Origin of the sequence: Elioraea thermophila (ex Habib et al. 2022) (assembly GCF_003336755.1) — a bacterium.
Taxonomy (GTDB): domain Bacteria; phylum Pseudomonadota; class Alphaproteobacteria; order Acetobacterales; family Acetobacteraceae; genus Elioraea; species Elioraea thermophila.
On record NZ_QMDI01000006.1, the window covers coordinates 24876 to 51169 of the forward strand.

Genomic DNA, 26294 nt, shown 5'->3' on the forward strand with positions numbered 1-26294 from the left:
GTCAGCGGTGCCGCACGCGCGGATCGACCAGCGCGAGCAGGAGATCGGAGATCACGGTGCCGAGGATGGCGAGCGTCCCCATCAGGAGAATGAAGGCGCCGGCAAGGTACGTGTCTTGCGACATCAGCGCACGGAGCAGAAGCGGACCGGCGGTCGGCAGGCTCATCACCACGCCGACGACGACCGAGGATGAGATCAGGGTCGGCAGGAGAAGCCCGATCGAGCTGACGAGCGGGTTGAGCGCGACGCGAACGGGATATTTCCAGATCAGCCGCCCCTCCGGCAGGCCGCGCGCGCGAGCGGCGACGACGTATGGCTTGTTCAGCTCGTCGAGGAGGTTGGCGCGCAGCACGCGGATCAGATGCGCCATCCCGGCGGTGGCGAGCACCAGCACCGGCGCCCACAGATGGGCGAGAAAGTCGGCGATGCGGGCGGCATCCCAGGGCGCGTCGATGAAGCGATCGTCGTTCAGCCCCGAGAGCGCGCTGCCGGTGAGCCGGAAGGAGAGGTACATCAAGCCGAGCGCGAGCAGGAAGTTCGGCACGGCCAGCCCCAGGAAGCCGAACAGCGTGGCGGCGTAGTCACCGACGGTGTAGCGGCGAACGGCGGAATAGACGCCGATCGGCAACGCGACGCACCACATGACGACGAGGGCGGTGAGCTCCACCACCATCGACATGCCGACGCGGCCCCAGATCAGGTCCGAGACGGGCTGGCGCCACTCGAAGCTCTGGCCGAAATCCCCGCGCGAGAGGATGGCCCAGATCCAGGCCGCGTAGCGCTCGAGGAGGCCGCCGTCGAGCCCGTAGGCCGCGCGCAGCCCGGCGATCTCTTCTTCCGTCATCACCACGCCGTTCGCCTGCATCGCCGCCACGTAGGCGGTGGCGAAATCGCCGGGCGGGAGCTCGATCACCGCGAAGGCGATGAGCGAGATGGCCACCAAGGTGGCCACCATCGCGCCGAGCCGACGAAGGAGGAAGAGCGCCACGCGCCCTCAGGCGAGGAAGAACTGCGAGGTCTGCACCGGCCCGGGATGCGGCCAGGACCAGGAGCCCGGCATGGAGGCCGGCACGTTGCGGAAGGTGTTGCGGACGATGCCGTAGCCGTTCGGTGGCAGCACGATGCCGATGGCATAGAGCTGATCGGAGGCGATGCGGATGATCTCCTTCATCCGCTCCGCCTGCACCGCCGGGTCGGCCGAACGCAGCATCTCGTCGTAGAGGGCGAGCTGGCGCTTCACGTGCGCGGGGGGCTCCATCGCGTCGGGATGGGTCGGGCTCTGCACCCAACGGAACCAGGCAATGCCGAAGGCCGACCACCAGGAGGAGGGCAGGAAGTGATCGGGTTGCAGGGCCTCTCCCAACCCTGCCGAGCCCTCCCAGATCAGGGCGTCGAACTCGTTGCGATTGCGCCGCTCCTCCATCAGCGTACGGTCGATGGTGGCGATGCGCAGCTCGACCCCGACCTGGCGCCAGTCGCGCTGGATCATCTCCGCCGCGTCTCCCCACTCCGGCCGCACGGCGGGGATGATCATCACCTCGATGCTGAAGCGGCGACCATCGGGAAGCAGGCGGAAGCCCTGCCGGTCGCGGTTGCGCAGCCCCGCCTCGTCGAGCAGCCGGTTGGCGAGGGCGCGGTCGAAGACGGTGTGCGCCTCGCCCACGCCCGGCTGGTACAGCGGCGACTCCGGCCGCGACCCGAGGCCCCACGGCCTGCCTTGGCCCACGAACACGGCGTCGATGATCTCGCGGCGGTTGATGGCGTGGCTCAGCGCGCGCCGCACCTCGCGGTTCCCGAGCACCGATCGCATCACAGGGTCGCGGTGCGTCTGATTCAGCATCAGCGCAACCGCGTTGTAGAGGTCGGGCACGACCTCAAAAAAGCGGTAACCGCCTCGTTCGCGGTTGTCGTGAAACACGGCGCGGTTGGCGAGTGTGGCGATGTGGCGGTCCTGCATGTCGATTTCACCCGCCATCGCGCGCAGCGTCAGGTCCTCGACGCTGTCGCTGATGCGGAACGACACGCGGTCGAGATAGGGCAGCTGGTTTCCCTCCGGATCGACCTTCCAGTAGAACGGATTGCGGCGGAAGTTCAGCACCTGGGTCGCACCGGTATACGGCGTCTCCGGGATCCAGGCGTTGAGGGTCGGGATCGTCGGCTGCCAACGCTGGGCGGTGAATACCTGACCACAGCGCGCCTGGAACAAGGCGACCCAGTTGCGGTGGTTGCCCTCGCGCACGAGCTGTTCGACGTTCGGGTTGGTGGCCGGGTGGAACTGCGCGCAGTGGGCGCGCTGGTACATGGTGAGCTCCGTGCCCCGACCGGTGGCAAGATGCTGCAGGAGAAGGCCGTGCGGGGCGCGGAAGACGAGACGCAGTGTGTGGGCATCGACCACCTCGGCACGAGGGCCAGCGCCGCCTGAGCGGAGCCAGGTCGGCGCACCCCCCGGCCAATCCGGGTGCGCGAACAGGTCGTTGACGACGAAGGCGATATCTTCGGCGGTGAAGGGCTTGCCGTCCGACCAGCGCACGCCGCGACGCAGCCGGAAGGTGTAGACCCGCGCCTCGTCGCTCACCTCCCAGGCGGTTGCGAGATGCGGCACGACGTTGCGCCATTCGCGGTCCCAGGCGACGAGCGGTTCGTAGCCGAGCATGCGGATGAGCCCGATGGTGTCGCCGCCGCCGCGCAAGCCCGCGCGCCAAGTGCCGCCATACCGCCCGATGCGCTCGACCGGCTGGACCACCAGCGGCTCCTCTGGCAATCGCTCGGCAAGCGGCGGCAAGCGACCTGCCGCGACGTCGGCAGCGAGGGATGGCACTTCGCGGGCTGCGACGGGACGGGGCATAAGCGGTGCGGCGGCCATCGCCATTGCACCGGCGAGCACGGCGCGACGTGTCGATGCCAAGTGGTTGCCCTCTGTCATCGTTCCCTCCCTGTCGCCCGAACCGCGTGGCCTGTGCCGCGCGCGTCGTCTTCCCGCGCCTTTCATATCCGATTATGTTACCGTGAACAAGCGCCGCCTCTTCGCCCCTGGGGAATCGCCCTCATGCACCGTGTCCGCTCGGTCGAGGTGTTCGACATCGACTTCAAACACCTGCCTCGGCCGCACAACTTCATCATCGTGCGGGTGAACACGGAGGACGGGCCCTCGGGCATCGGCGAGGCGGCGATGATCTACGGCGACGGCGCGAAGGCGGCGGCGGCGCAGATCCGCCATCTCGCCGCGAAATACGTCGTCGGCTGGCCGGTCGAACAGACGAGTGCGCTCTGGACCAAGATCATGCGCGAGAGCTTCTGGGGCCCGGGCGGCGGACCTGCGCACTGGGGGGCCATCTCCGCGATCGACCAGGCGCTGTGGGACATCAAGGGCAAGCTTGCCGGCCGTCCCGTCTGGGCTCTGCTTGGCGGCGGCCATCGCAGCGAGATCGAACTCTACGTCAACGGCTGGTACGGCGATGCCATCACGCCGGAGGAGTTCGCCGATCGCGCCGCGCGCGTCGTCGCCGATGGGTACCGAGCGCTGAAGTTCGACCCCTACCGCATGACGGCGGATGGTCGCTTCGCTTTCCCGGCGGCGCAGATCGACGAGGACTTCGCACGGCTCGGCCTCGCGCGCGTCGCCGCGGTGCGGCGCGCGGTGGGCCCCGACGTCAAACTGATGCTCGACCTGCACGGGATGATGAGCGTGACGAACGCGATCCGGCTCGGTCGACGCTTCGCGGAATACGACGTGTTCTTCTACGAGGACCCGGTGGAGACGCTGTCCGCACAGTGGTTTCGCGAGATCCGCGAGGCGGTTCCGCTGCCGCTCGCTGGGGGTGATCGGCTCTACACGCGCTACGAGGTGCGCCCCTTCGTCGAGACGCGCGCGCTCGACATCCTGCAGTGCGACATCGGGCTGTCGGGCGGTTTCACGGAGATGGTGCGCATCGCGGCCCTTGCGGAAGCCTACGGGGTGGATCTCGCCCCGCACAACTGCGCAGGGCCAATCAACACAGCGGCCTCGCTGCAGCTCGTCGCCGCGGTGCCGAACATCCTGATCCAGGAATGGTTCCCGTATTGGAGCGACGGCCGCTACGACATCCTGCGCGACCCTCTCGAGCGCCGGCCCCACGCCACCCGCATCGCCATCCCGGACCGACCCGGCCTCGGCGTCGAACTGAACGACGACTTCGTCTGCCGTTACCCCCGTACCGTCATCGATACAATCGGCTGGCGGACAGTGGCCTGAGCCGCGTCCGGCTCTCGTGCGCCACCTAACCTCACCCTGCGCGCGCCGTGCTCTCTCGCGCAATGAGCGACAGGCCGAGATCGAACACGCGGCCGCGGATATCCTCGCCAGCAAGCGCCCCGGCGATCAGCCGCGCCGCCTCGTGCCCCATCTCCTCGAGCGGGGCGGTGATCGTGCTCAGCGACGGCGTGAGTTCCGGCCCGAGCGGATGGTCGCCGAAGCCGAGAATGGCCACCTCCTGCGGCACCGCCACGCCGCGCCGCGTCGCCTCGAGCAGGGCACCGATGGCGAGGGTGTCGCTGACGAAGAACAGCGCATCGGGACGGTCGTCCGCTGCCTGATCGAGCAGCCCCGCCAGCGCCTCGCGGCCGACACGCAGCGCATGGCCGTCGGCGAGTTCGACATGACGCGCATGGGCGAGCCCCACTTCCTTCGCCTCGGCGAGAAACCCGGCGATGCGCTTGCGGTTGCGCGGCGTCGAACGTCCGAGCACGACGGCGCGCCGCGCGCCGATGGCGCGGAAGTGGCGTGCGGCGAGCCGACCGACCGCAACGTTGTCGAACCCCACGCAGGCGCCGATCGGTGCCCGGGTCAGGTCCCACGTCTCCACCACCGGCGCACGGCTGCGCGAAAGCAGCCGCACCGTCTCGGGAGCGTGGTCGGTCCCCATCAGCACCACGCCGGCAGGGCGACGGGCGACGAAGCCGCGCACGAGCCGCGCCTCCCGCTCGGCCGAGAACCCCGCATCACCCAGCATCACCTGCAGCCCGAGCGGGTCGAGCCCGCGCACCAGCCCTTCCACCGTGGCGGCGAAGAACACGTTCTGCAGCGAGGACACCACCATGCAGACGAAGCTCGAGGATCCGCGGACGAGATCGCGCGCGGCGAGGTTCGGCACGTAGCCGAGCGCCTCGATCGCGGCGAGGACGCGTTGGCGAGTCGGTTCGGCGACGGTCTCGGGGCGGCGGATCACCCGCGAGACGGTCATGTGCGACACGCCGGCATGGGCGGCGATGTCGCGCAGGCCGAGAAACTCCGCACTCCCTGCCCGATCCTTGCTCATTCCTCCGGCTCGTACCGTCCGTCGCCCGCGGTCGCTGCGGAGCACCTTGGCGGCTGATGCGCCAAGATCGCCGCTGCGCGCAAGCCCGCGTCTCAGTCGGCTGGGCCAAATGGGCTTTCGCGCCGAGCGCGGCGGAACGGCGGTTGCTTGCCCATTGCGCGGTGGCCGGGACGGAGCACATCGTGCCGCGCGCCGCGGATCGGAGGAGCAATGGAGCCGTATCTTTGGGAATGGGGCAGTGCGATCCTGCGCTGGCTACACATCATCGCCGGCATGGCGTGGATCGGGGCGAGCTTCTTCTTCATGCACCTCGACGCGCTCTTGAAGCGAAGGCCTGATCTGCCCGAGGGCGTGCTCGGCTCGTCCTGGCAGGTGCATGGCGGTGGCTTCTACGAGATGCGCAAATGGACGGTCGCCCCCCCGGCACTGCCGCCAGAGCTCGTGTGGCACAAGTGGCAGGCGTATTGGACCTGGATCTCGGGCGCACTTCTGCTCGCCTGGATCTACTACGCCCAGGCGGAACTCTACCTGATCGACCCCGCGGTGCTCGACATCGCGCCACCGCTCGCGGCGGCGATCGGCGTCTCCGGGCTCGTCCTCGGCTGGCTCGTCTACGACGCGCTCTGCAAGTCGCGGCTGAAGGACAACGACGCGGCACTGCTCGCACTCCTGTTCCTGTTCGTCGTCGGGCTCTCGGCGGTGTTCGCGCACGTCTTCTCGGGGCGGGCGGCGATGCTGCACACGGGCGCCGTGCTGGGCACGGTGATGACCGGCAACGTGTTCTTCGTCATCATCCCCAACCAGCGCATCATCGTTGCCGACCTCAAGGCGGGCCGCGCCCCAGACCCCGCCCTCGGCAAGGCCGGCAAGCAGCGCAGCACGCACAACAACTACATCACGCTGCCCGTCGTGTTCATGATGATCGCGAACCATTACCCGCTCGCGTGGAGCAGGCCTTGGGTGATCCCACTCATGGTCGCGCTGGTGACCATCGCCGGGGCGCTCGTGCGCGTCTTCTACAACCTGCATCATGCGGGGCGTGGGTCACCGTGGTGGGCGTGGGGCGCGGCGGGGGCGGCCATGGCGGCGGCGATCGCGCTCTCCATCGTTGCCGCCCCAGGCCCGAACGGCGAACCCGCCCAGCGTGCCGCACCCCAGCGCCCCGTGCCGGCGGAGGTGGCGGACATCATGCTCACCCGCTGTTCGATGTGCCACATGCCGCAACCCGTCTGGGCCGGTATCGCGGCGGCACCGAAGGGGGTGCTGCTCGACACTGATGCCGCGATCGCGCGCCAAGCGGAGGCGATCCGACTGCACGCCGTGCTGACGCGATCCATGCCGCCGAACAACCTGACCGGGATGACGGACGACGAACGCCGCGTGCTGGCGGCCTGGCTCTCTTCGCCCTGAACCGATCACCCCCGCCGCCGTCAGCCCCAGAGCGCGGGCTCGGGCGGGTGAACGAGGCCGTTCTCGTAGCGCAGCCCTTGGTCGCGATCGCGCGCCAACCACAGCGGCCCGTCGAGATCGACGAACGCCGCACCTTGCGCGACGAGATGCGCCGGCGCCATCGCCAGCGACGAGCCGACCATGCAGCCCACCATGATGCGAAAGCCGAGCCGTTCGGCATTCGCCCTCAGTCGCAGCGCCTCGGTGAGCCCGCCCGTCTTGTCGAGCTTGATGTTCACGACGCCGTAGAGGCCGACGAGGCGGTCGAGTGTGGCGGTATCGTGCACCGACTCGTCGGCGCCGATCGGCACGCCCCAGTCGCGGCCGCGCAGGCCCTCATCGGCGTCCGCCGGCAGCGGCTGTTCGAGCAGCTCCACCTTCGCGTCGACCAGAGTCGGCGCGAGCCGCTCCAGCGCACCGAGGCTCAGCGATTCATTGGCATCGACGATCAGCCGCGCCGCGGGTGCTGCGGCACGCACGGCGGCGATCCGCGCGGCGTCCAGACCATCGCCGGTCAGCTTGAGTTTCAGCACCGGCATCGCCGCTGCGGCGGCCGCCGCCTCCGCCATCGCCTCCGGCGTGTCGACGGCGAGGGTGAAGGCGGTCACCAGCGGTTCGGGCGGGGCAAGCCCGGCAAGCTCCCACACACGCTTGCCCGATCGTTTCGCCTCGAGATCCCACAGCGCGCAATCGACGGCGTTGCGTGCCGCCCCGGGGCGCATCGCATGCGCGAGCCCCTCGCGCCCGAGGCCAGCCGCGATCGCCGGCCCGATCGCCGCGATCGCCGCCACCACATCCACCGCGGTCTCGCCGTAGCGTGCGTACGGCACGCACTCGCCGCGGCCGATGAGGCCCTCCTCCTCGATCTCGCAGACGACGACGCGCGCCTCAGAACGCGCGCCCCGGCTGATGCGGAAGGTGCGCGCGAGCGGAAACACCTCCTGGCGGACGGACAGATGCGCGACCATGGTGCGATCGCTGCTCAGATCGCGCGCAGCGCCTCGATGAGCGGCGCACAGCCGGTGCGCGCCGGATCGATGGTCGGCAGTGCGAACCGTTCCGCCGTGCGCGCGATCTCCGCCAGCGCGTCTTTCTCCGCCATGTGCTGCGTGTTGAGACTGATGCCGATGATGCGCGCGTTCGGGTTGGTCACCCGCGCGGTGGCGAGATGCGCCTCCATCGTCTCGGCGATCCCAGGCACGGGGCGGGAGCCGAGGCCGCGCATGGTGCGCCGGGTAGGGTCGTGCACCAGCACCATCGCGTCGGGCTGCGCCCCCATCACCAGCCCCACCGTCACGCCGGCGTAGGAAGGGTGCAGCACGCTCGCCTGGCCCTCGATCACGTCCCAATGATCGGGGTCGTTGGCGGGGCAGAGCACCTCCACCGCACCGGAAATGAAGTCGGCCACGACGGCATCGAGCGGAATCCCCGACCCGGCGATCAGGATCCCCGTCTGCCCGGTGGCGCGGAACGTCGCCTTCATCCCCGCCTCGATCATCGCGCGGTGCAGCGCGAGCGCGGTGAACATCTTGCCGATCGAACAGTCGGTGCCGATGGTGAGCACGCGCTTGCCGGATCGTTTTTCTCCCGTGCCGACGGGGAAGCTGCCGCGCGGGTGGCGCACGTCGTGGATCGATCGCCCGAGCCGCCGCGCCGCCTCCGCCACCTCGGGGATGTCCGCCACCCGATCATGCAGGCCGGAGGCGATGTCCATGCCGAGCTCGAGCGCGCGCAGGAGAAGCGGGATCCAGTCGCGATCGATCCGCCCGCCGCGGGTGGTGGTGCCGATCAGGAAGGTCTTCGCCCCGCGTGCCGCTGCATCCTCCAGCGAAAGGTCGGGCAACCCGGCATCGGCCCGGCAGCCGGGCAGCCGCATCTGCCCGACACAGGCCTCGCGCCGCCACTGCGCCACGCCGACGCCGGTCTTGCCGGCGAGCTGGTCGTGCGCCGCGCCGAGGAAGACGAGATAGGGTGTCGGGATCGCGAAGCCTGCGGTCTCGGTCATGGCGCGCACGCTAGAGGCCTGCCTTGCTCCCGTCGAGACTGGACGGGGGCGCGGGCGCGCGACAGGCTTCGCGCATGCTTGCCGATGACCGCGCGCGGGCGATCGCGACCGCACTCGCCCGCTTCGACGAGGGCGCCTTCCGCGAGCGCCTGGCGCGGCTGGTCGCCATCCCGTCGACCAGCCAGGACCCCGCCCACGCTGCGGATCTCGACCGCTATCTGCGCGAGGGGATCGCGCCCTGGCTCGCCGAAATGGGGTTCAGGGTGGCGATCCATCCCAACCCGCAAGCGGGGCTTGGCCCGATCCTGGTCGCCCAGCGCCAAGAGGGCGAGGGGCTGCCGCGCGTGCTGTTCTATGGTCATGGCGATACGGTGCGCGGCCTTGACGAGCAGTGGTCGGCCGGGCTTTCGCCGTGGCGCCTCGCCGAGCGGGACGGTCTCTGGTACGGGCGCGGAACGGCCGACAACAAGGGGCAGCATGCGCTGGGGCTCGCCGCCCTCGAGGCCGTGCTCGCCGCACGCGGCGGCAGGCTCGGCTTCAACCTCACCGTGCTGATCGAAACCGCGGAGGAGCGCGGCTCGGGCGGCCTGCGCGAGTTCGTCGCCGCCCACCGCGAGACCCTCGCCGCCGACGTGCTCATCGGCTCGGATGGCCCGCGCGTCGCGCCCGATCGGCCCACCATCGCCTGCGGCTCGCGCGGCACCTTCCACTTCGACCTCGTCATCCGACGCCGCGCTGGCGGGGTGCACTCCGGCCACTGGGGCGGCATCACGCGCGACCCGGCGGTCGAACTCGCGCACGTGCTGGCCGCGATCTGCGATCGCCAGGGTCGCATCCTCGTGCGTGAGTGGCTCCCCTCAGCCATCCCGGCTTCGGTGAAGGCCGCGCTCGCGGACTGCCCGGTGGGCGGTGGCGGCGAGGCGGCGGTGATCGACCCTGGCTGGGGAGAGCCGGGGCTCAGCCCGGCCGAGAAGATCTACGCCTGGACCGGTTTCATCGTGCTCGCGATGGTGTCCGGCAAGCCCGAAGCGCCGGTGAACGCCGTTGCCCCCGATGCCCGCGCGCATTGCCAGCTTCGCTATACGGTCGATGTCGATCCGGCGCGGTTCGTGCCGGCGCTGCGGGCGCATCTCGACGCCGCGGGGTTCAGCGATGTCGCCATCGAACATGCGGGCGTGCGCATGGCGGCGAGCCGCACCGACCCTGACCACCCTTGGGTGCGTTTCGCGGCCGACAGCCTCGCCGCCAGCCTCGGCCAGCCGGCGCTGATCCTGCCCAACGCGTCGGGTGGCTTGCCGGGCGACGTGTTCGTCGACGAGCTCGGCACGCCGCTCGTTTGGATCCCGCACAGCTACAATGGCTGCCGCCAACACGGGCCCGACGAGCATGCCGATCCGCGCCTTTTGCGCGAGGGGATGGCAGCGATGGCGGGGCTGTGGTGGGACCTCGGCCAAGGTGGTGCGCCGCGACGCCGCTGACGCGGCTCGACGCGACGATGATTCTGCTCCTGCAGGCCGCACCGCTGGTCGCGATCGCCCTCTGCGCGCTGATCGGCATCGAACCGCTGCGCGCTGTGCTGGTCGCGCTCGCCCTCGCTCTGCTGGCGGCGGCGGTTTCCGTCGGTTCGGCCGACCTCCCGTCTCTCGTCGTCGCCGAGGTTGCGCGCGGTGCTTGGCTCGCCATCGCCCCGATCGCGATCACCCTCGCCGGACTGCTTTTCCATGCCACCGTCTCCGCGCGCGCCGGCACGGCGCGCAGAAGCGGGTCGCGAACCCACGACGCGCTGTTCGATGCCTGCCTCCTGCGCGGGCCCTTCTTCGAGACCATCACCGGGTTCTCGGTCGGCGTGGTGTTCGCGCTCGGCGATCTCCGCATGCTCGGCGTGACGGGCGCGCTCGCCGGTGCCCTGTCCCTCTTTTCGCAGGTCTTGATCCCTTGGGGCGGGCTCGGCCCCGGCACTGCCATCGGCGCCGCACTCGCCGGGGTCGACCCTGCCCGGGTCGGCGCCGTCAATGCGTGGCTGAGCGCGGTCTGGCTCGTGCTGCTGTTGGCCCCGCTGTGGCGGCTCGCGCGGGAGGCCGGCCTTCCCGCCTCGGCCCGCGACAAGGCGGAGAGCGCCGCCACCATCCTCGCCCTCGGCGGGTTGCTCGTCGTCGCCAGCCGGTTCGTCGGCATCGAAGCGGCGGGGCTTCTTGCCCTCGCACCCGTGCTCGCCTGGCGGTTGCGCAAAGGGATGAGGGATGCGCGCGCCTGCCGGGCGGCCTTGCCCTACATGGTCCTGAGCGGGGCGCTGATCGCCACCCGTCTCGTCCCGCCGCTCGAGAGGATCCTCGTCGGCGCGGTGTCGTTCCGGCCTTGGCACGACCTGCCGGCCCTTGCTCCGCTTCATCATCCGGCCAGCGTCGTGTTCGCCGTCACGCTGCCGTTCCTGTTCGGCCTTCCCGCTCGGCGTGCGCTCGCAAGCACGGCGCTTCGCCGCGCCGTCAGGCCGTGCCTGCTTTTTCTCGGCTACGGGGCACTCGCGCGCCTTCTCGGCGGGTCCGGCGCGGCTGCCGCGGTGGCGCAGGCCGCCTCGACGAGGGCCGGCGTCTTGCTCCCGCTTCTCGTGCCCCTGTTCGGCGCAGCGGGCGGCTTCTTCACCGGCACCAATGTCGGCTCCAACGCCCTGCTGATGCCGATCCAGACCGAACTCGCCGCACGTCTCGATCTGCCGGTGGTCTTCGTCGCCGCGGTGCAGAATTTCACCGGCTCCGCCTTCTGCCTCGTCGCGCCGATGCGGCTCGGGGCGACGGCGGCGCTCGCCGGCGAAGGGGCGACGGGGGGCGCGATCGGTCGGTTGATCTGGCCGGCAGCGGCGCTCGCGCTGGCCGTCGCCGCCGTTGCAGTCCTCATCGCGCCGCGACTTCCGTGGCGCTGAACCGACCCACGTGCGTTGCCGCCGGTCGTTCGCCTGCCTATGTTCGCGCGGTCGACCAGGCGCCCAGCGCCATAACCAGGGAGGACGACATGATGGTTCCGACACGACGCCTGTTGCTCGGCGCGCTTGCCGCCGCCGCCCTCGCCGCGCCGGCCGCGGCACAGACCACCGTCACCATCACGCACGCGCTGCCGCTCGACAGCCACTACGGCGCCGGCAGCCAAGCCTTCAAGGAAGCCGTCGAGCGGCTCACCCAGGGCCGCTTCCGCGTCAACATCCAGCGCAACGACAACGAACGCGAGGCGATCGAGGCGACCCAGATCGGCACGCAGGAGTTCACCATCACCTCGACCGGGCCCGTCGGCAACTTCGTGCGCGAGGTGCTGGTGCTCGACATTCCGTTCCTGTTCCGCGACTACGAACACGCGCGCGGCGTGCTCGATGGCCCGATCGGGCAGGAGCTCCTCGCCAAGTTCACCCCGCGCGGCCTGATCGGCGTCGCCTGGATGGAGAACGGCTTCCGCAACCTCACCAATTCGCGCCGTGAGGTCGCTACCCCCGCCGACGTGCAGGGGCTGAAGATCCGCACCATGGAAAACCAGGTGCACATGCGCGCCTTCCAGACGCTCGGCGCGCTGCCCACCCCGATGGCGTTCAGCGAGCTGGTGCCGGCGCTGCAACAGGGCACGGTGGACGGGCAGGAGAATCCGATCCCCGTCATCGTCGCCAACAACCTCAACCAGGTGCAGCGCTTCCTCTCGCTCACCCGCCACGTCTATTCGCCGGCGGTGCTGATCGCGAATCCGGCGTTCTGGAATCGCCTCAACGCGCAGGATCGCGCGGCCTTCCAGGAGGCGGCGAAGGCGGCGGTGAAGGCAAACCGCGACCGCGTGACGGCGGATGAGCAGCGCGGCGTCGCACTCCTGCGCGAACGCGGCATGACGGTGCGCACGGAGGTCGACACCGCCGCCTTCCAGGCCGCGCTCGCGCCGGCCTTCGAGCAGTACAACCGTCAGTTCGACGCCGCGCTGATCGCGCGCATCCGCGACTGGAAACCGGGCAGCTGATGCGCGGGCTCGCCCGCGCCTTCCTCCTCCTGGAGAGGGTGACCACGCAGGCGGCGCTCGCCGCCGCCTGCGCCGCCCTTCTCGTCGCCTTTGTGGCTGGCGCGTGGCAGGTGTTCACGCGCTTCGTGCTCGCTGAGCCCTCTCCCTGGTCGGAGGCGCTGGTGCGCCAGGCACTAATCTGGATGGTGCTGCTCGGCCTCGCCGGTGCGATCCGCCAGGGTGCCCTGGTCGCGATCGACATCGCGCGTACCGCGGCCCGGGGCTGGCTGCGGCGCGTGATCGAACTCGTCATCCTCGCCGCCATCCTCGCCCTCTTCGGGGTGCTGTTCTGGTTCGGTTGGGCGATGGCCGAGCGGGTCCGGTTCCAGTCGATCGCCGGTCTCGAGGTCTCGATCGCCTGGGGCTACGCGGCGATCCCCGTCGGTTCGGTGTTCGCCATCGTCGCCGCCATCGCCGCCCTGCTCGAGCCACGGCGCGACGAGGCGGCGGGTTCAACCTGACCTCTCGGTGCGACTGAAGGGGAAACCGACCGATGGCCGGCACAATGCTTGCGATCATGCTCGTGCTGTTCGCGCTTTCCGTGCCGGTGGCGGTCGCAATCGGCCTCGCCGCCATCGCGGGCATCGAGTTCTACACCCGCTTCCCGCTCATCGTCGCCGCGCAGCAGATCTACGTCGCGCTCGATCGCTTCCCGCTCGCCGCCATTCCGTTCTTCATCCTCGCCGGCAACCTGATGGAGACTGGTGGCATCTCGCGCCGGCTGATCGCTTTCGCCCGCGCGCTCGTCGGCGGCGTGCAGGGGGGACTCGCGGTCACCACCGTGCTCACCTGCATGATCTTCGCCGCCATCTCCGGCTCCTCGGTCGCCACCACCTTCGCCATCGGCGCGATCATGATCCCCGCCCTGAAACGGCTCGGCTATCCGGCCGGCTTCGCGGCGTCGCTGCAGGCCTCCTCGGCCGAACTCGGCGTGGTCATTCCGCCTTCGATCCCGATGATCCTCTACGGTGTCGCGACCCAGACCTCGATCCCTGAACTGTTCATCGCCGGGTTCGGGCCGGGCCTGCTGATTGCCACTGTTCTTTCCCTCCTCGTGCTCGGCTGGTGCCGCGTCAACGGCTGGGGCAAGGCGGACGGGGAGGGACGGATGGGCATCCTGCAGGCGGGTCGCGAGGCCTTCTTCGCCCTCCTGATGCCGGTCATCGTGCTGGGCGGCATCTACGGCGGCGTCACGACGCCGACCGAAGCTTCCGTCATCGCCGTCGCCTACGCCCTGGTGGTCGGATTGCTCATCCACCGCGAGCTTCGGCTGAGCCATCTCTACGGCATCTTCCGCCGCTCCGTGATCACCTCCAGCGTGATCATGTTCATCATCGCGACTGCCGGCCTGTTCTCGTGGCTGCTCAATCGCCAGCGCGTGCCGGACCTCATGGCGGAGTGGCTGGTCGAGACCTTCGGCACGCCCGCGCTCTACCTGCTCGGGGTCAATGCCTTCCTCTTCGTGGTCGGCATGTTCGTCGAGACCTCGGCCTCGATCATCGTGCTCGGCCCCATCCTCGCCCCCGCCGCCGTCCGGTTCGGCATCGATCCGGTGCACTTCGGCATCATCATGGTGGTGAACCTCGCGCTCGGCATGGTGACACCGCCCTTCGGCGTGAACCTCTTCGCCGCCGCCCAAGTCGCGGAGACGGGGATCGATCGGATGATTCGCTACCTGCCGGTGTTCATCCTCGCCGTGCTCGTTTGTCTCGGTATCATCACCTATGTGCCGCAGCTGAGCCTCGGCCTGCGCGATCTCCTCTATCGCTGAGGCGATCCGATCCGCTCGCCGATCAGCCCTTCAGGGCGGGCGAGCAGGATGACCTGCAGCGCAAGCCCGATCAGGAACAGGCGGACATAGGCCGCGCGTGTGGCCGCCTCGCCGGGCAGTTGCGCGGCGAGCCAATCCGTCGCCGCCCACACCGCCCACACCGCGAACGCGCCCGCCACCGCGCCCCAGTTGTTGCCCGACCCGCCGGCGATCAGCATCACCCAGACGAGGAAGGTGACGGTGACGGGCTCGAGCGCGTCGGGCCCGATGAACTTGAAGAAGGCCGTCATCATCGCGCCCCCGAGCCCCATGAAGGCGGCACCGAGCAGGAAGGCGTGCAGTCGGAGCCGGGCGGGGTTCTTGCCCGCCGCCTTCGCCGCCTCCTCGTCATCGCGCACCGCCCGCAGCGCCCGGCCGAAGGGACTCTTCGCGGTCGCCTGCGCGGCGGCGAACAGCAGGACGAGTACAGTCGCGACGAGGACAAGGAACGCGACCTGGCCCATCGGCGTGCCGAGGGATTCGAAGGGGCGCGGGATCGCGGTGACACCGAGCGGACCACCCGTGAGCCAGTCCTCGTTGCGGGCGACGAGGCGGACGATCTCGGCGATGCCGATGGTGGCGATGGCGAGGTAGTCGGCGCGCAGGCGGAGCGCGATGGCGCCGATGGGAAGCGCGAGCAGGGCGGCGGCGGCAGCGGCGGCGGGCCAGGCGAGCCACCAGGGCACGCCGAAGCCCCCGACATGCGTGGGCGACGGCGCGGCCGTCAGCAGCGCGGCGGTGTAGGCCCCGACGGCGACGAACCCGAGGCCGCCGAAGTTCATCAGCCCCGTGAGCCCCCATTGCAGGTTCAGCCCGAGGGTCAGCACCGCGTAGATGCCGGCGAGCGTGCCCAGCGTCGCGGCGTAGAGGAGCGCCTGTTCCATGGCTCAGATCATGCCCCGGAAGAGCCCCTGCGGCCGCAGGAGCAAGGTCGCGATCAACACGACGAAGGCGACCGCCGACTTGTAGGTGGGCTGAAGGAGCGGCGCGCCATCGAGCAGCGGGTAGGTCGAGCACTCCTCGGCGAGCCCGAGGATCACGCCGCCGAACGCGGCACCCCAAGGCCTGCCGATGCCGCCCAGGATGGCGGCGGCGAAGGAGGCGAGCAGCACGTTGAAGCCCATCACCGGTTGCAGTTGCGTATCGAGGCCGAGGAAGACGCCGGCCACCGCCACCAGCACGGCGGCGATGATCCAGGTGAGACGGATCACCGCGTTCGTCGCGACCCCGGTGATGCGGGCGAGATCGGGATCGTCCGCCATCGCGCGCATCGCCCGCCCCGCCCGCGTGCGCGAGAGGATGAGATGGAGGATGAGGGCGCAGAGCGCAGCGCCGAGGATGATCCAGACGTGACGCGACTGGATCCTGATCCCTTCGAAGACGAGAGGCGGAACGATCGGGCGCGGGAACGTCACCGGCGTCGGGCCGAAGAAGAGATAGATCAGCGCCCGCAGCATCAGCGCCACGCCGAAGGAGGAAATCAGCAGGACCGCGGGCAGGCTCCTGCGCAGGCGCGCATAGAACAGCGCATCGGCGACGAGCGCTGCGGGCACGGTCGCGGCGGCGGCGAAGGGAATCGAGGCCCACACACTGATGTCGAGCCCCGTCGAGGCGGCGAGCGCGACATAGGCGCCGAGCGCCATCAGGTCGCCGTGCGCGAAATGGGCGAACCGCATCACGCCGTAGATGAGCGAGAGCCCAATGGCCGAGAGCGCATAGATGGCGCCGAGCACGAGGCCGGGGATGAGGTAGAAGTTGACGAACTCGAGCATCAGGCGCGCCGTGGCGACGGGGACGGCAGGAGGGCGGGCGGCGCAGGACCACCGCCGAGAAGCGAGGCACGCATCGTCTCACCCCCCGAGGAACAGCCGGCCGATGTCGGGGTCGGCGAGCAGCGCGGGGCCCGGCGCGGTGGCGCGGTTGCGCCCCATCGCCAGCACCACGCCGCGATCGGCGATCGCGAGTGCCGGCCGCGCGTTCTGCTCCACCATCAGCACGCCGATGCCCGCCCGCGCGATCTCCTGCACGCGGGCGAAGATCACCCCGCAGAACTTGGGCGACAGCCCGGCGGTCGGTTCGTCGAGCATGATCAGCCGCGGCTCCAGCATCAGCGCGCGGGCGATCGCCACCATCTGCCTCTGTCCGCCCGAGAGCCGCCCGGCCGGGGTGGCGAGCTTGGCGGCAAGATCCGGGAACAGGGCGAGCGCCCGTTCCTTCCCGTCGCGGAACTTCTCCGGCCGAGCATAGACGCCCATGGCGAGGTTCTCCTCGACGGTGAGAGAGGGGAAGACGTTGCGCTCCTGCGGCACGTAAGCGAGGCCACGCAGCACCATGCTCTCCGCCGGTGCGTTGGCGATCTCCTCCCCCGCGAGCCGCACGTGGCCTGCGCGAATGCGCACGAGGCCGGCGATGGCCTTCATCAGGGTGGATTTGCCCGCCCCGTTGGCGCCGACGATGACGACCACCTCGCCCGAGTCGGCATCGAGATCGACCCCGTTCAGGATATCGGTCTCGCCGTAGCCGCCGACGACTCCACGAACCTCGAGAAGCGCCATCAGTGCAGGTCGAACGTCATGCCGAGATAGGCCTCGGCCACCCGAGGATCATTCCGGACTTCGCCCATCGAGCCCGCGGCGATGACGCGGCCCTCGGCAAGGCAATACACGCGGGTACACAGATCGGCGACGAGGTCGAGGTCGTGTTCGATGACGAGGAAGGTGATTGCCTCCTCGCGGTTCAGCGCGGCGATCGTCTCCGCGATCTCGCGCAACAGCGTGCGATTGACGCCGGCGGCCGGTTCGTCGAGCAGGATCACGTTCGCCCCGCTCATCAGCGCCCGGCCGAGTTCGACGAGCTTCTTCTGCCCGCCCGACAAGGCGGTGGCCGGCGCCTCGGCATGGCGGGCGAGATTGAGCCGCTGGAGCACCGCCATCGCCCGCGCGCGCAACACGTCCTCCTCGCGCCTGATTCGCCCCCGCGCCAACCACGGCGCGGGCAGCCGCTCGCCCGACTGGTTCGGGGCGGCGACCATCAGGTTCTCCACCACCGTCATGCGCGGAAACAGGCGCGGGATCTGGAAGGTGCGCGCGAGCCCCCGCGCGTGCAGCCGCCAGGGTGGTTCGCCGGTGACGTCCTCGCCACGCAGGCGGATCGTTCCGTCGTCAGGCGGCAGGAACCCCGCGATGATGGAGAACAGCGTGGACTTGCCCGCGCCGTTCGGCCCGATCAGCCCGGTGATCGAGCCTTCGGCGACCTCGAGGGAGACGGAATCGAGGGCGACGAAGCCGCCGAAGCGCTTCGTCACCCCCGAAACGGCGAGCGCGGGCGGCTCTGCCCGCGCGGTCAAGAGGCGACGGTCTCGACGGTGGTGATGCGGCCCTCGCGCACGGCCCAGACCTCGATCTTGCCTTCGGCGTCGCCGGTGTCGTTGAAGTTCACCGGGCCCGAGGCGCCCTCGTAGTCGATCGCGCGCCCGGCGGCGATGAGCTCGCGCGCCTTGCGCCACTCGCCGGGGCCGACCACCTCGCCCGGCGGGTTCGCCACCTCGCGCAGGTTGGCGCGGATGGCGGCGCGGTCGACACGCCCGGCCTTCTGCATGGCGAGTGCGGCGACGTAGACCGCATCATAGGCCTGGGCGACGAAGGCGGCGTTGGGGTCGAGATTGGGGTGCATGCGGCGGAAGGCCTGCACATAGGCTTCGCGACGTTCGGGCGTGGCGGCGGAGCCAGGAGCGGTGCCGAAAGTGCCTTCCAGTGCCTGCGCGCCCACCGCCTGCACCACCGACTGGTCGCGCATGCCGTCGGTCAGGATGAAGCGGTTGAAGAAGGCGTTCTCGATGGCGTTGCGCAGGATGGTGATGCCGCCCGATCCCGGGTAGCCGATGACCACCAGAGCCTGCGGGTTGCCGCGCCCCGCGAGGGTCTGCAGTTCGGCGCGATAGGACGGGCGGTCGGCCTCGAAGTTCTGGCTCGCGGTGATCGTGCCGCCGTGACGCTCGAAGCCGCGCTGGAAGGCCCCCGCAAGGCCACGGCCGTAGTCGTTGTTGATCGCGATCACCGCCACGCGGTCGATCCCCCGCGCCTTGGTGATGCGCCCCAGCACCGCCCCCTGCAGCCCGTCGGGTACGGCGGTGCGGAACACGGTGTCGTTGTCGTTGAGGTCGCTCACTGCGGGCGCGGTGGCGGAGGGCGAGATGATCGGCACGCCGGCCGGGATGGTGACCGCGTTGGCGACCGCGATGGTGATGCCCGAGGCCATCGGCCCGATGATCACCGGCACGTTCTCGGCCTGCACCAGGCGCGTGGCCACCTGGACGCCGACCTGCGGATTGGTCTGATCGTCCGCCTCGACCAGGACGAGGCGCTGACCGTCGAGCACACCGCCCTGGGCATTGATCTCCTCGATGGCGAGTTGGATCCCGGCGCGGATCGGCGGCACGAAAGCGGCAAGCCCCCCGGAGGCCGAGAGGATGGCGCCGATCCGGATCTGCCCGGCCTGGGCGCGGACGGAGAAGGCGGGAAGGGTTGCGGCGGCGGCCGTGGCAGCGAGCAGGCCGCGGCGCGACAGGGCGAACTGGGTCATGGTCGTCTCCCGATGAACCTCGCCAGCCCGAGAACGGCCGGCCTAGCGCCAGAAATAGGCGTGGAGCGCGCAACAATCAAACGGCGGCGCGTCGGCTGGGGCGGGCGGCCCTCCCTTGGCCGAGGCCGAGCGCGGCGAGCACCTCGGGGATCCGGTCCTTGACCTGGAAGTAGCCCCGTGTGGCGTGCGGCCAGATCGCCTCGTCCCAATCGCGACGCAGACGGAGCAGGCCAATGCCTTCGCCGCGCAACGCGGTGGCGAGGCGGTCGAGCCGCGCCGCGACCGGGCCCACGGGAGCGTAGGCGGTGACGACGGCGTCGACCGCGGCCCCTTTCGCCCAGGGAACAGCGGCGTCGAACGAGGCAAGCCGTCCGGCCGGCACGGCGAAGGCATCGGCAGCGCGCGCGAGCCCGTCCAAGAGAGCGGCCTCCGCGAAGTCCCGCACCGGCCGACCGATCGGGAACGGGCTCCGTTCCTCCGTCGCCAGCACGCCCGCGACGGCGACCACACGCGCCGGGGCGAGCGGCAGGGTCTCGGGGTTCAGGTCCTCCTCGGTCAACAGCAGGGCGACACGGCCCGAAGGTGGTGGGTCGGCCGGCGGCAGCGGGGTGGGCGAGGGGTGCGGCGTGTCCTCCGCCAAGGGGGGCGCGCGTTCATCGAGCGCGCCGGCCGGATCGAAGCGCCCCTGCGTGTAGGTGCGGATGTTGGCGGCGCGGGCGAGGTAGTGCTTGCCGCGCGTGTGCAGCCCCGCCACCCAGCGCCAGGAGAGAGTGTTGGAGGCCGGATCGCCATCGAGGAAATGGCGATAGGTAAAGTCGGCCCCCAGTTCCCAGGGCAGGCGCAGGGTGAAGATCCAGATCGAGGCGAACCACATGCGGGTGTGGTTGTGCAGGTAGCCCGTTTCGACCAGTTCGCCCGCCCAGGCGTCGAAACAGGCGATCCCCGTGCGGCCCGACACCGCGTCCTCGTAGGCCCGCCGCAGCCCGCCTTCGCCGCGCAGCCGCCCCTGCCAGTCGCCGACGCGCGCCCGGTAGGCGGCCCAGACGGACGGGCGCTGTTCGAGCCAGCCCTTCCAGTAGCTGCGCCAGAACACCTCCTGGACGAACCTGTCGCAGGCCGAAGGCGCGTGATGGGCGAGCGCGGTGGCGACGAGTTCCCGCTCCAGCACAAGCCGGTGCCGGACATGGGCCGAGAGCAGGGAGATGTTCGAGCGATCCCCGGGGCCGAAGTCGTGGTTGCGCGTCGCCGCGTAGTCGCGCCCCATGCGCGGGGCAAAGGCCGCAAGGCGCGAGAGCCCCGCCGCGCGCGTGGGATCGGGAAAGCCCTCTTGTCTCATGCCGGCGACATGGCAGGCGTCGTGTCGCCCGCAAGTCTCAGGCATCGAGCGCGAGGAACGGTTCGACCGCCCGCAGGAAGGCTTCCGGCGCCTCGGCCTGCACCCAATGCCCCGCCCCGGGGACGGTGACGAAGACCGCACGGGGAAAGAGGGCGAGCGTCGCCTCGTAATGCTCGGGCCGGACGTAAGTGCTGCGTTCCCCGCGCACCATCAGCACCGGGCCGTCGTAGCGGGCGTGGCGGGGAAGTTCCGGGAACGCGGCGATCAGCGGCATGTTGGCCTCGATCGCCGCCAGGTTCGGCTTCCAGCGCGGCGCGCCATCGGCGTCGAACACCAGGTTCTGCAACAGGAAGGCGCGCTCGGCGGGGTCCCGCACCGTCTCGGCGAGCAGGGCATCCGCTTCCGCCCGACGCATGCCGAAGCGGAGCGGTAGCGCGCGGAGAGCGGAAGCGTAGGCGCCGAGGGTGGCACGGTAGGCGACGGGCGCGATGTCGACGACGACGAGCCGCTCCACCAGGGCAGGCCGGGTGAGCGCGAGCACCATCGCCGCTTTTCCGCCCATGGAATGGCCGACCACCGCCGCGCGCCCGCCTGCCCGCTCCTCGATCAAGCACGCGACGTCCTCCGCCATCGCGGCATAGTCCATGCGCGCGTCATGCGGGCTGTCGCCGTGATTGCGGAGGTCGGCAGCGATCACGCGTCGCCCCGAGGCGGCGAGCCGCCGGGCGATGGTGACCCAGTTGCGCGCCGAGCCGAACAGCCCGTGCAGGATGACGACCGGCGGGCCCTCGCCGACCTCGACCGCGTACAGCCGAAGAGCGCCCATCTCGTTCGCTTGCATGCAGGGAACGGGCAACGAGAGGAAGGGGGGCTGCTGGCCCCCCTTCGCACCCCCGTCAGAGGTAGTGTTCCGCCAACGGACGGAAGCCGTTGAACGACTGCGCGGCGTAGGTCGTGGTGTAGGCGCCGGCGGAGAGGAACTCCACCCGATCCCCCGCCTTGAGGTCGAGCGGCAGCCGATACGGCGAACGCTCGTAAAGGATATCCGCCCCATCACAGGTCGGCCCCGCGATCGCCACCGGCCCCACCGCACCGCCATCGCGGTTCGTCCGCAAGGGATAGCGGATGGACTCCCCCTCGGTCTCGGCTAGGCCGCCGAACCGCCCGATGTCGAGATAGACCCAACGCACGGGATCGTCCTTCGCCTTGCGGCTGACCAAGACGACTTCGGAGGAGACGACACCCGCATCGCCGACGATGAAGCGGCCCGGCTCGACGATCATGTCCGGGATCGCGTTGCCGAACGCCTTCGTCATCGCGCGCATGATCGCGTGCGCGAAATGATCGATGCCTGGAACGTCCTCGGTGTAGCGCACGGGGAAACCGCCGCCCAGGTTGACCATGCGAACGTTCACCCCACGCTCGGTGAGATCGGTGAACAGCATCCCCACCTTGGCGATCGCCGCCTCGTAGGCCACCGCATCGCGCTGCTGGCTGCCGACATGGAAGGAGAGCCCGTAGGCGTCGAGCCCCAACTCGCCGGCGCGCACCATCAGCTCGCGCGCCATCTCGACCGAACAGCCGAACTTGCGGCTGAGCGGCCAGTCCGCCCCGTCGTTCTCGACCAGGAGGCGGCAGTAGACGCGCGAACCGGGAGCGGACCGCGCGAGCTTCTCGAGCTCCTCCTCCGAATCGAAAGCGAAGAGGCGAACGCCCGCGTCGTAGGCTCGCGCGATCGCGGCCTCCTTCTTCACGGTGTTGCCGAAGCTGATCGCCTCCGGCGCGGCTCCCGCCGCCAGGATCGCCTCGATCTCCTCCCAGGAGGCGGCATCGAAGGCGGAGCCGAGCGAGACGAGCCGCTCCAGGATCGGCCGCGCCGGGTTCGCCTTCACCGCGTAGTAGATGCGGGCGAGCGGCAACGCGGCGGCGAGCGCGCGGTAGTTCTCCTCCACGCGGTCGACGTCGAAGACGAGGCAAGGTGTGGAGGGACGAACCTCCTCGAGGAAACGGGCGATTTTGGGGGTCATCGCACGGGCCCTCCCCTTCACTCCAGCGGGGCGGCCTCTCCGGGCGACACGCCCCAGGTTGACGAAACGGTCGAACGAACCAGCAACCCCGGTGGCCTGCGGTTCCGGGAGCTGCACCCCCTTCCCCGCACACCCGGCCCGGTTAGTGGCCAGAACGCTTGACGTCGTTGCGTAAACCCCGAGGGGCCAGAGGCACGTGCGTTGCTGCGTCTGCGCGCGATATACGCGCAGAGACTTCAGAATGGAAGAAAAAATCGACCCGCGCCCGGCGCATCGCGGCATTGACGGTGCCGGCCTCTTGCACAGCGGGCGGGGAGGGACGGCGGAGTCGCCGAGCGTTCAGATAAGGCCCCCGAGCGGGCTCGAAGGGTCGGCGTAGAGCTTGCGCGGCATCCGCCCGGCGAGATAGGCGAGCCGCCCCGCCTCGACGGCGGCCTTCATCGCGCGCGCCATCCGCACCGGGTCGCGCGCATGCGCGATCGCGCTGTTCATCAGCACCGCATCGCAGCCGAGTTCCATCGCGATCGCGGCGTCCGAGGCCGTGCCCACGCCGGCATCGACCAGCACGGGGACCTTGGCCTGTTCGACGATCAGCCGGATCGTCACTCGGTTCTGGATCCCCAAGCCGGAGCCGATGGGCGCGCCGAGCGGCATGATCGCCACTGCCCCCTGCTCCTCGAGCCGCTTCGCCGCGACGGGGTCGTCCACGCAATAGACCATCACCTTGAAGCCCTCGCGCACCAGCGCATCGAGGGCGCGGTGGGTCTCCTGCATGTCGGGGTAGAGGGTGGGGGGCGGGCCCAGCACCTCGAGCTTCACCAGGTCCCACCCGCCCGCTTCGCGCGCGAGGCGGAGCGTGCGCACCGCCTCCTCAGCCGTGTGGCAGCCCGCCGTGTTCGGCAGGTAGGTGTAGCGCGAGGGGGGGACGAAATCCTGCAGCATCGGCGCCGAGGAGTCGGCGAGGTTCACCCGCCGAACCGCCACGGTGACGATCTCCGCCCCCGAGGCTTCGATCGCCGCCGCCGTCTCGGCCAGATCCTTGTAGCGGCCGGTGCCGACGATGAGACGGGAGCGGAACGTCCGCCCCGCCACCTGCCAGGTGTCCTCGGCAGCCTCAGCAGGCGTCACGTCGCCGCCGCCGATGAAGTGCACGATCTCGATTCGATCCCCTTCCGCCAGCGCCGTCGTCTCGTAAGCCGAGCGCGGCACGATCTCGAGGTTGCGCTCCACCGCCACCTTGCGGCGGTCGATCCCCAAGGCGTCGAGCAAGTCGGCGACGGTGGCGGGGGCGGGAACGCGGCGCGCCTCGCCGTTGACGGTGAGGTTGAGGGTGGTGGTGGCGGTGGTCGTGGTCATGGCGCGGCGGATATGGGGTGAGGGGGCGGCGGCGGCGAGGGCGGCGTTCAGCCGGCGGCGGGCGGGGGTTCGGGGGCGATGATCCGCACGCGCGCGATCCGTCGGCCGCGCACATCCGAGGCGACGAGGCGGTAGCCCGCCACCTCCACCGGCTCGCCGCGCCGAGGCAGCCCCCTCGCCGCCGCCATCAGGAGCCCTGCCACCGTCATCGCCTCCTCCTCCGGCAGGGCCCAGTCGAGTTCGCGGTTGAGATCGCGCACCCGCGTCTCGCCCGGCACCTCGATCTCGCCCGCCCCCTTCACCGCATCGGCGAGGATCGTCTCGCCGGCTTCCGTGATCTCGCCGACCACCACCTCCATCACGTCGTGCAGCGTGACGAGACCCTCGATCTGCCCGTACTCGTCCACCACCAGGGCGAGGTGCCGCCGCGAGCGCCGGAACAGCTGGAGCTGATCGAGCAGCGGCCGTGTCTCCGGGGCCAGCGGGGCAGGTTCGGCGAGGGCGATCAGATCGAGTCGCGACGGATCCCCCCCGACGGCATGCAGCGCGCGAAGGGCCGCCCGGGTCTCGATCAGCCCGATGAGCTCCCGCCCGCCGTCCCGCCACAGCGGCAGCACGCCGTGGCGGGTGGCGAGCAGGCGGCGGACCGACTCGGCGGGCGGCTGATCGGCATCCAGCGCCTCGATCCGGCTGCGATGCGTCATCACGTCGGCGACCGTCAGGTCATCGAGAGCGAGCACGCCACGCAGCATCCGCCGTTCCTCCACCGCCGCCGCCTCGTCCGTGCCCTCGCCGTGCAGCGCGATCGCCCCCATCAGCTCCTCCTCGCTCTGCACCCGCTCGCCGCCGACCCGCACGCCAGCGAGAGCGAGCAGGGAGCGCACGGCTGCGTTCACCGCCGCCGCCGGCGGGCCGAAGAGGCGCATGGTCGCGGCAAGGAGCGGGGTGGCAGCCAACGCCGCCCGCTCGGGGTGCGTGATCGCCCAAGTCTTCGGCAGCACCTCGGACAGCACGACCAGGATGAGCGTCATCGCCACCGAGGCGTAAGCGACACCCTGGTCGCCGAACCAGGCGATCAGAAGCCCGGCGGCGAGCGCGGTGGCGGTGGTGTTGACCAGGTTGTTGCCGAGCAGCAGGGCGGCGAGCAGGCGGTCCTTGCGCTCGCGCAGGCTGGCGAGGCGCCCGGCGCGAGCGTCGCCGGCGCGAGCGCGGCGGGTGATGAAGGCGCGCGAGGCGCCGGTGAAGGCGGTCTCGGCCCCCGAGAACAGAGCGGACAGCACGAGCAGGGCGGCGATCGCGGCCAGCGTGGCGAGGTCGAGAGCCGACATGCCCTATCCCTTAGCCCGGCAGGGCGGTCGGCCGCGAGCATGCCTAGCGTGCGTTGTCGGCCCCCGCCCCCCGTGCTAAGCCCGCGCACCCTGCAACCGACCGCCGGACCTCACCGCCGTGGCCGACCCTCTGGTCGCCGTGCTCAACGGCCCGAATCTCAACCTCCTCGGCGTGCGCGAGCCCTCGATCTACGGCCGCGCCACGCTGGCCGACATCGAGGCGCTCTGCCGCGACCGCGCCGCCCGGCTCGGGCTCGCCCTCGAGTTCCGCCAGTCCAACCACGAGGGCGTGCTGATCGACTGGGTCCAGGCCTGCCGTGGCCGCGCGCGGGGCATCGTCATCAACCCGGGCGGCCTCACCCATACCTCGGTCGCCTTGCTCGACGCGCTGGTGGCGACCGACCTGCCGGTGATCGAGGTGCACCTCTCCAACATCCACCGCCGCGAACCGTTCCGCGAACGCAGCCTGACGGCGAAGGCCGCGACGGGGGTGATCGCCGGGCTCGGTGCCGCGGGCTACGGGCTCGCGCTCGAGGCGATGGCGGGCCTCATCGCGGCGGCGACCAGCGAAACGGTGTCGGCATGAGCCGGATCGCGATCGACGAGGAGGCGATCCGACGCCTCGCCGCTCTCCTGGAGGAGACGGGTCTCACCGAGATCGAGATCGCGGAAGGCGAGTCGCGGCTTCGCGTCGCGCGCGCAACCGCACAGACGGTGGTCGCCGCGGCCGCCGCCGCGCCAGCGGCAGCAACCACCCAGCAGGCGTCCGCCTCGCCCGACACCCCGCCCGACGCCTCCCACCCCGGTGCGGTGCTGTCGCCGATGGTGGGTGTGGCTTACCTGTCGCCCGAACCGGGCGCTCCGCCCTTCGTCAAGGTCGGGGACACGGTGGCGCAGGGCCAGACGCTGCTGCTCATCGAAGCGATGAAGACCTTCAACCAGATCAAGGCGCCGCGGGCGGGGGTCGTGCGGCGGATTCTGGTGGAAAGTGGCGCGCCGGTGGAATACGGCGACGTGCTGATGATCATCGAGTGAGGCGGGGCCTCGCCCTCGGGGGGCGAAGGAGCGTGCCGAGGATGGCAAGG

At 70.5% G+C, this 26294-nt stretch carries 24 protein-coding genes; 9 read left to right on the forward strand and 15 right to left on the reverse strand.

Annotated features, from left to right (window positions below):
- Position 1 precedes the first annotated feature (1 nt).
- Positions 2-988 (reverse strand): ABC transporter permease, encoded by a 987-nt coding sequence (locus DWB05_RS09870; protein ID WP_114377049.1) that lies wholly within the window; start codon positions 986-988, stop codon positions 2-4.
- A 6-nt stretch (positions 989-994) separates the two neighbouring features.
- Entirely contained in the window at positions 995-2923 is a 1929-nt protein-coding gene (locus DWB05_RS09875; RefSeq protein WP_198669134.1) for an ABC transporter substrate-binding protein, read from the reverse strand.
- A gap of 123 nt (positions 2924-3046) precedes the next feature.
- Between DWB05_RS09875 and DWB05_RS14680 the strand changes: the two genes are divergently transcribed.
- Positions 3047-4231, forward strand: coding sequence for a mandelate racemase/muconate lactonizing enzyme family protein (locus DWB05_RS14680; RefSeq protein WP_198669135.1), 1185 nt, complete (start codon positions 3047-3049; stop codon positions 4229-4231).
- Positions 4232-4262: 31 nt separating this feature from the next.
- Here DWB05_RS14680 and DWB05_RS09885 read toward each other — a convergent pair whose 3' ends face one another.
- Positions 4263-5294, reverse strand: coding sequence for a LacI family DNA-binding transcriptional regulator (locus DWB05_RS09885; RefSeq protein ID WP_114377051.1), 1032 nt, complete (start codon positions 5292-5294; stop codon positions 4263-4265).
- A 210-nt stretch (positions 5295-5504) separates the two neighbouring features.
- Between DWB05_RS09885 and DWB05_RS09890 the strand changes: the two genes are divergently transcribed.
- Entirely contained in the window at positions 5505-6704 is a 1200-nt protein-coding gene (locus DWB05_RS09890) for a urate hydroxylase PuuD (protein WP_114377052.1), read from the forward strand.
- Between the two features lie 20 nt (positions 6705-6724).
- Here the strand turns inward: DWB05_RS09890 and dgcA are convergent, their stop codons facing one another.
- Positions 6725-7711 carry an N-acetyl-D-Glu racemase DgcA gene (gene dgcA, locus DWB05_RS09895; RefSeq protein WP_114377053.1) on the reverse strand — a complete coding sequence of 329 codons (987 nt, stop codon included), beginning with the start codon at positions 7709-7711 and terminating at the stop codon, positions 6725-6727.
- Positions 7712-7725: 14 nt separating this feature from the next.
- Complete coding sequence (dgcN, locus tag DWB05_RS09900; RefSeq protein ID WP_114377054.1) at positions 7726-8748, reverse strand: N-acetyltransferase DgcN; 1023 nt, start codon at positions 8746-8748, stop codon at positions 7726-7728.
- 74 nt (positions 8749-8822) lie between these two features.
- On the opposite strand from dgcN, the gene DWB05_RS09905 reads away from it, so the two are divergent.
- The 5 genes from DWB05_RS09905 to DWB05_RS09925 all read left to right on the forward strand — a co-directional run bounded on the left by DWB05_RS09905 (position 8823) and on the right by DWB05_RS09925 (position 14542).
- On the forward strand, positions 8823-10226 hold the full coding sequence (locus DWB05_RS09905) for a M20/M25/M40 family metallo-hydrolase (protein WP_114377055.1): 1404 nt from the start codon (positions 8823-8825) through the stop codon (positions 10224-10226).
- A gap of 17 nt (positions 10227-10243) precedes the next feature.
- Positions 10244-11665, forward strand: a complete 1422-nt coding sequence (locus DWB05_RS09910) for an L-lactate permease (RefSeq protein ID WP_157967158.1) — start codon at positions 10244-10246, stop codon at positions 11663-11665.
- Between the two features lie 89 nt (positions 11666-11754).
- The gene (locus DWB05_RS09915; RefSeq protein ID WP_232818495.1) at positions 11755-12732 is read left to right on the forward strand and encodes a DctP family TRAP transporter solute-binding subunit; all 978 of its coding nucleotides are present in this window, start codon (positions 11755-11757) and stop codon (positions 12730-12732) included.
- Positions 12732-13232, forward strand: coding sequence for a TRAP transporter small permease (locus DWB05_RS09920; RefSeq protein ID WP_114377057.1), 501 nt, complete (start codon positions 12732-12734; stop codon positions 13230-13232). The genes DWB05_RS09915 and DWB05_RS09920 overlap by 1 nt, the downstream gene beginning before the upstream one ends.
- A 32-nt stretch (positions 13233-13264) precedes the next feature.
- Positions 13265-14542 (forward strand): TRAP transporter large permease, encoded by a 1278-nt coding sequence (locus DWB05_RS09925; protein ID WP_114377058.1) that lies wholly within the window; start codon positions 13265-13267, stop codon positions 14540-14542.
- Here the strand turns inward: DWB05_RS09925 and DWB05_RS09930 are convergent.
- The 10 genes from DWB05_RS09930 to DWB05_RS09975 form a co-directional block, all read right to left on the reverse strand.
- Positions 14533-15465 carry a branched-chain amino acid ABC transporter permease gene (locus tag DWB05_RS09930; protein WP_114377059.1) on the reverse strand — a complete coding sequence of 311 codons (933 nt, stop codon included), beginning with the start codon at positions 15463-15465 and terminating at the stop codon, positions 14533-14535. The two genes, DWB05_RS09925 and DWB05_RS09930, sit on opposite strands and share 10 nt — an antisense overlap.
- A 3-nt stretch (positions 15466-15468) precedes the next feature.
- Positions 15469-16353 carry a branched-chain amino acid ABC transporter permease gene (locus DWB05_RS09935; protein WP_114377060.1) on the reverse strand — a complete coding sequence of 295 codons (885 nt, stop codon included), beginning with the start codon at positions 16351-16353 and terminating at the stop codon, positions 15469-15471.
- A 78-nt stretch (positions 16354-16431) separates the two neighbouring features.
- Complete coding sequence (locus DWB05_RS09940; protein ID WP_114377061.1) at positions 16432-17136, reverse strand: ABC transporter ATP-binding protein; 705 nt, start codon at positions 17134-17136, stop codon at positions 16432-16434.
- Positions 17136-17927, reverse strand: coding sequence for an ABC transporter ATP-binding protein (locus DWB05_RS09945; protein ID WP_114377062.1), 792 nt, complete (start codon positions 17925-17927; stop codon positions 17136-17138). Before DWB05_RS09945 ends, DWB05_RS09940 begins: the two co-directional genes overlap by 1 nt.
- Positions 17924-19162, reverse strand: a complete 1239-nt coding sequence (locus DWB05_RS09950) for an ABC transporter substrate-binding protein (protein ID WP_114377063.1) — start codon at positions 19160-19162, stop codon at positions 17924-17926. Before DWB05_RS09950 ends, DWB05_RS09945 begins: the two co-directional genes overlap by 4 nt.
- Positions 19163-19238: 76 nt before the next feature.
- Positions 19239-20498, reverse strand: coding sequence for an FAD-binding domain-containing protein (locus DWB05_RS09955; RefSeq protein ID WP_114377064.1), 1260 nt, complete (start codon positions 20496-20498; stop codon positions 19239-19241).
- A gap of 37 nt (positions 20499-20535) precedes the next feature.
- Positions 20536-21324 (reverse strand): alpha/beta fold hydrolase, encoded by a 789-nt coding sequence (locus DWB05_RS09960; protein ID WP_114377065.1) that lies wholly within the window; start codon positions 21322-21324, stop codon positions 20536-20538.
- A 70-nt stretch (positions 21325-21394) separates the two neighbouring features.
- Positions 21395-22525 carry a type III PLP-dependent enzyme gene (locus DWB05_RS09965; RefSeq protein ID WP_114377066.1) on the reverse strand — a complete coding sequence of 377 codons (1131 nt, stop codon included), beginning with the start codon at positions 22523-22525 and terminating at the stop codon, positions 21395-21397.
- A gap of 339 nt (positions 22526-22864) precedes the next feature.
- On the reverse strand, positions 22865-23881 hold the full coding sequence (gene thiS, locus DWB05_RS09970) for a sulfur carrier protein ThiS (RefSeq protein WP_114377067.1): 1017 nt from the start codon (positions 23879-23881) through the stop codon (positions 22865-22867).
- Positions 23882-23928: 47 nt separating this feature from the next.
- Positions 23929-25209, reverse strand: a complete 1281-nt coding sequence (locus DWB05_RS09975) for a CNNM domain-containing protein (RefSeq protein WP_114377068.1) — start codon at positions 25207-25209, stop codon at positions 23929-23931.
- A gap of 118 nt (positions 25210-25327) precedes the next feature.
- Between DWB05_RS09975 and aroQ the strand changes: the two genes are divergently transcribed.
- Together aroQ and accB are read left to right on the forward strand one after the other, a co-directional pair.
- Entirely contained in the window at positions 25328-25795 is a 468-nt protein-coding gene (gene aroQ / locus DWB05_RS09980) for a type II 3-dehydroquinate dehydratase (protein ID WP_114377069.1), read from the forward strand.
- Positions 25792-26244 (forward strand): acetyl-CoA carboxylase biotin carboxyl carrier protein, encoded by a 453-nt coding sequence (gene accB, locus DWB05_RS09985; protein WP_114377070.1) that lies wholly within the window; start codon positions 25792-25794, stop codon positions 26242-26244. Before aroQ ends, accB begins: the two co-directional genes overlap by 4 nt.
- Positions 26245-26294 lie beyond the last annotated feature (50 nt).

What these genes read in the sequence shown, in the direction of transcription:
- DWB05_RS09875 (WP_198669134.1), bottom strand. Translation starts at nt 2,923, where the DNA reads ATGACAGAGGGCAACCACTTGGCATCGACACGTCGCGCCGTGCTCGCC.
- DWB05_RS14680 (WP_198669135.1), top strand. Translation starts at nt 3,047, where the DNA reads ATGCACCGTGTCCGCTCGGTCGAGGTGTTCGACATCGACTTCAAACAC.
- DWB05_RS09885 (WP_114377051.1), bottom strand. Translation starts at nt 5,294, where the DNA reads ATGAGCAAGGATCGGGCAGGGAGTGCGGAGTTTCTCGGCCTGCGCGAC.
- DWB05_RS09890 (WP_114377052.1), top strand. Translation starts at nt 5,505, where the DNA reads ATGGAGCCGTATCTTTGGGAATGGGGCAGTGCGATCCTGCGCTGGCTA.
- dgcA (WP_114377053.1), bottom strand. Translation starts at nt 7,711, where the DNA reads ATGGTCGCGCATCTGTCCGTCCGCCAGGAGGTGTTTCCGCTCGCGCGC.
- dgcN (WP_114377054.1), bottom strand. Translation starts at nt 8,748, where the DNA reads ATGACCGAGACCGCAGGCTTCGCGATCCCGACACCCTATCTCGTCTTC.
- DWB05_RS09905 (WP_114377055.1), top strand. Translation starts at nt 8,823, where the DNA reads ATGCTTGCCGATGACCGCGCGCGGGCGATCGCGACCGCACTCGCCCGC.
- DWB05_RS09910 (WP_157967158.1), top strand. Translation starts at nt 10,244, where the DNA reads ATGATTCTGCTCCTGCAGGCCGCACCGCTGGTCGCGATCGCCCTCTGC.
- DWB05_RS09915 (WP_232818495.1), top strand. Translation starts at nt 11,755, where the DNA reads ATGATGGTTCCGACACGACGCCTGTTGCTCGGCGCGCTTGCCGCCGCC.
- DWB05_RS09920 (WP_114377057.1), top strand. Translation starts at nt 12,732, where the DNA reads ATGCGCGGGCTCGCCCGCGCCTTCCTCCTCCTGGAGAGGGTGACCACG.
- DWB05_RS09925 (WP_114377058.1), top strand. Translation starts at nt 13,265, where the DNA reads ATGGCCGGCACAATGCTTGCGATCATGCTCGTGCTGTTCGCGCTTTCC.
- DWB05_RS09930 (WP_114377059.1), bottom strand. Translation starts at nt 15,465, where the DNA reads ATGGAACAGGCGCTCCTCTACGCCGCGACGCTGGGCACGCTCGCCGGC.
- DWB05_RS09935 (WP_114377060.1), bottom strand. Translation starts at nt 16,353, where the DNA reads ATGCTCGAGTTCGTCAACTTCTACCTCATCCCCGGCCTCGTGCTCGGC.
- DWB05_RS09940 (WP_114377061.1), bottom strand. Translation starts at nt 17,136, where the DNA reads ATGGCGCTTCTCGAGGTTCGTGGAGTCGTCGGCGGCTACGGCGAGACC.
- DWB05_RS09950 (WP_114377063.1), bottom strand. Translation starts at nt 19,162, where the DNA reads ATGACCCAGTTCGCCCTGTCGCGCCGCGGCCTGCTCGCTGCCACGGCC.
- DWB05_RS09955 (WP_114377064.1), bottom strand. Translation starts at nt 20,498, where the DNA reads ATGAGACAAGAGGGCTTTCCCGATCCCACGCGCGCGGCGGGGCTCTCG.
- DWB05_RS09960 (WP_114377065.1), bottom strand. Translation starts at nt 21,324, where the DNA reads ATGGGCGCTCTTCGGCTGTACGCGGTCGAGGTCGGCGAGGGCCCGCCG.
- DWB05_RS09965 (WP_114377066.1), bottom strand. Translation starts at nt 22,525, where the DNA reads ATGACCCCCAAAATCGCCCGTTTCCTCGAGGAGGTTCGTCCCTCCACA.
- thiS (WP_114377067.1), bottom strand. Translation starts at nt 23,881, where the DNA reads ATGACCACGACCACCGCCACCACCACCCTCAACCTCACCGTCAACGGC.
- DWB05_RS09975 (WP_114377068.1), bottom strand. Translation starts at nt 25,209, where the DNA reads ATGTCGGCTCTCGACCTCGCCACGCTGGCCGCGATCGCCGCCCTGCTC.
- accB (WP_114377070.1), top strand. Translation starts at nt 25,792, where the DNA reads ATGAGCCGGATCGCGATCGACGAGGAGGCGATCCGACGCCTCGCCGCT.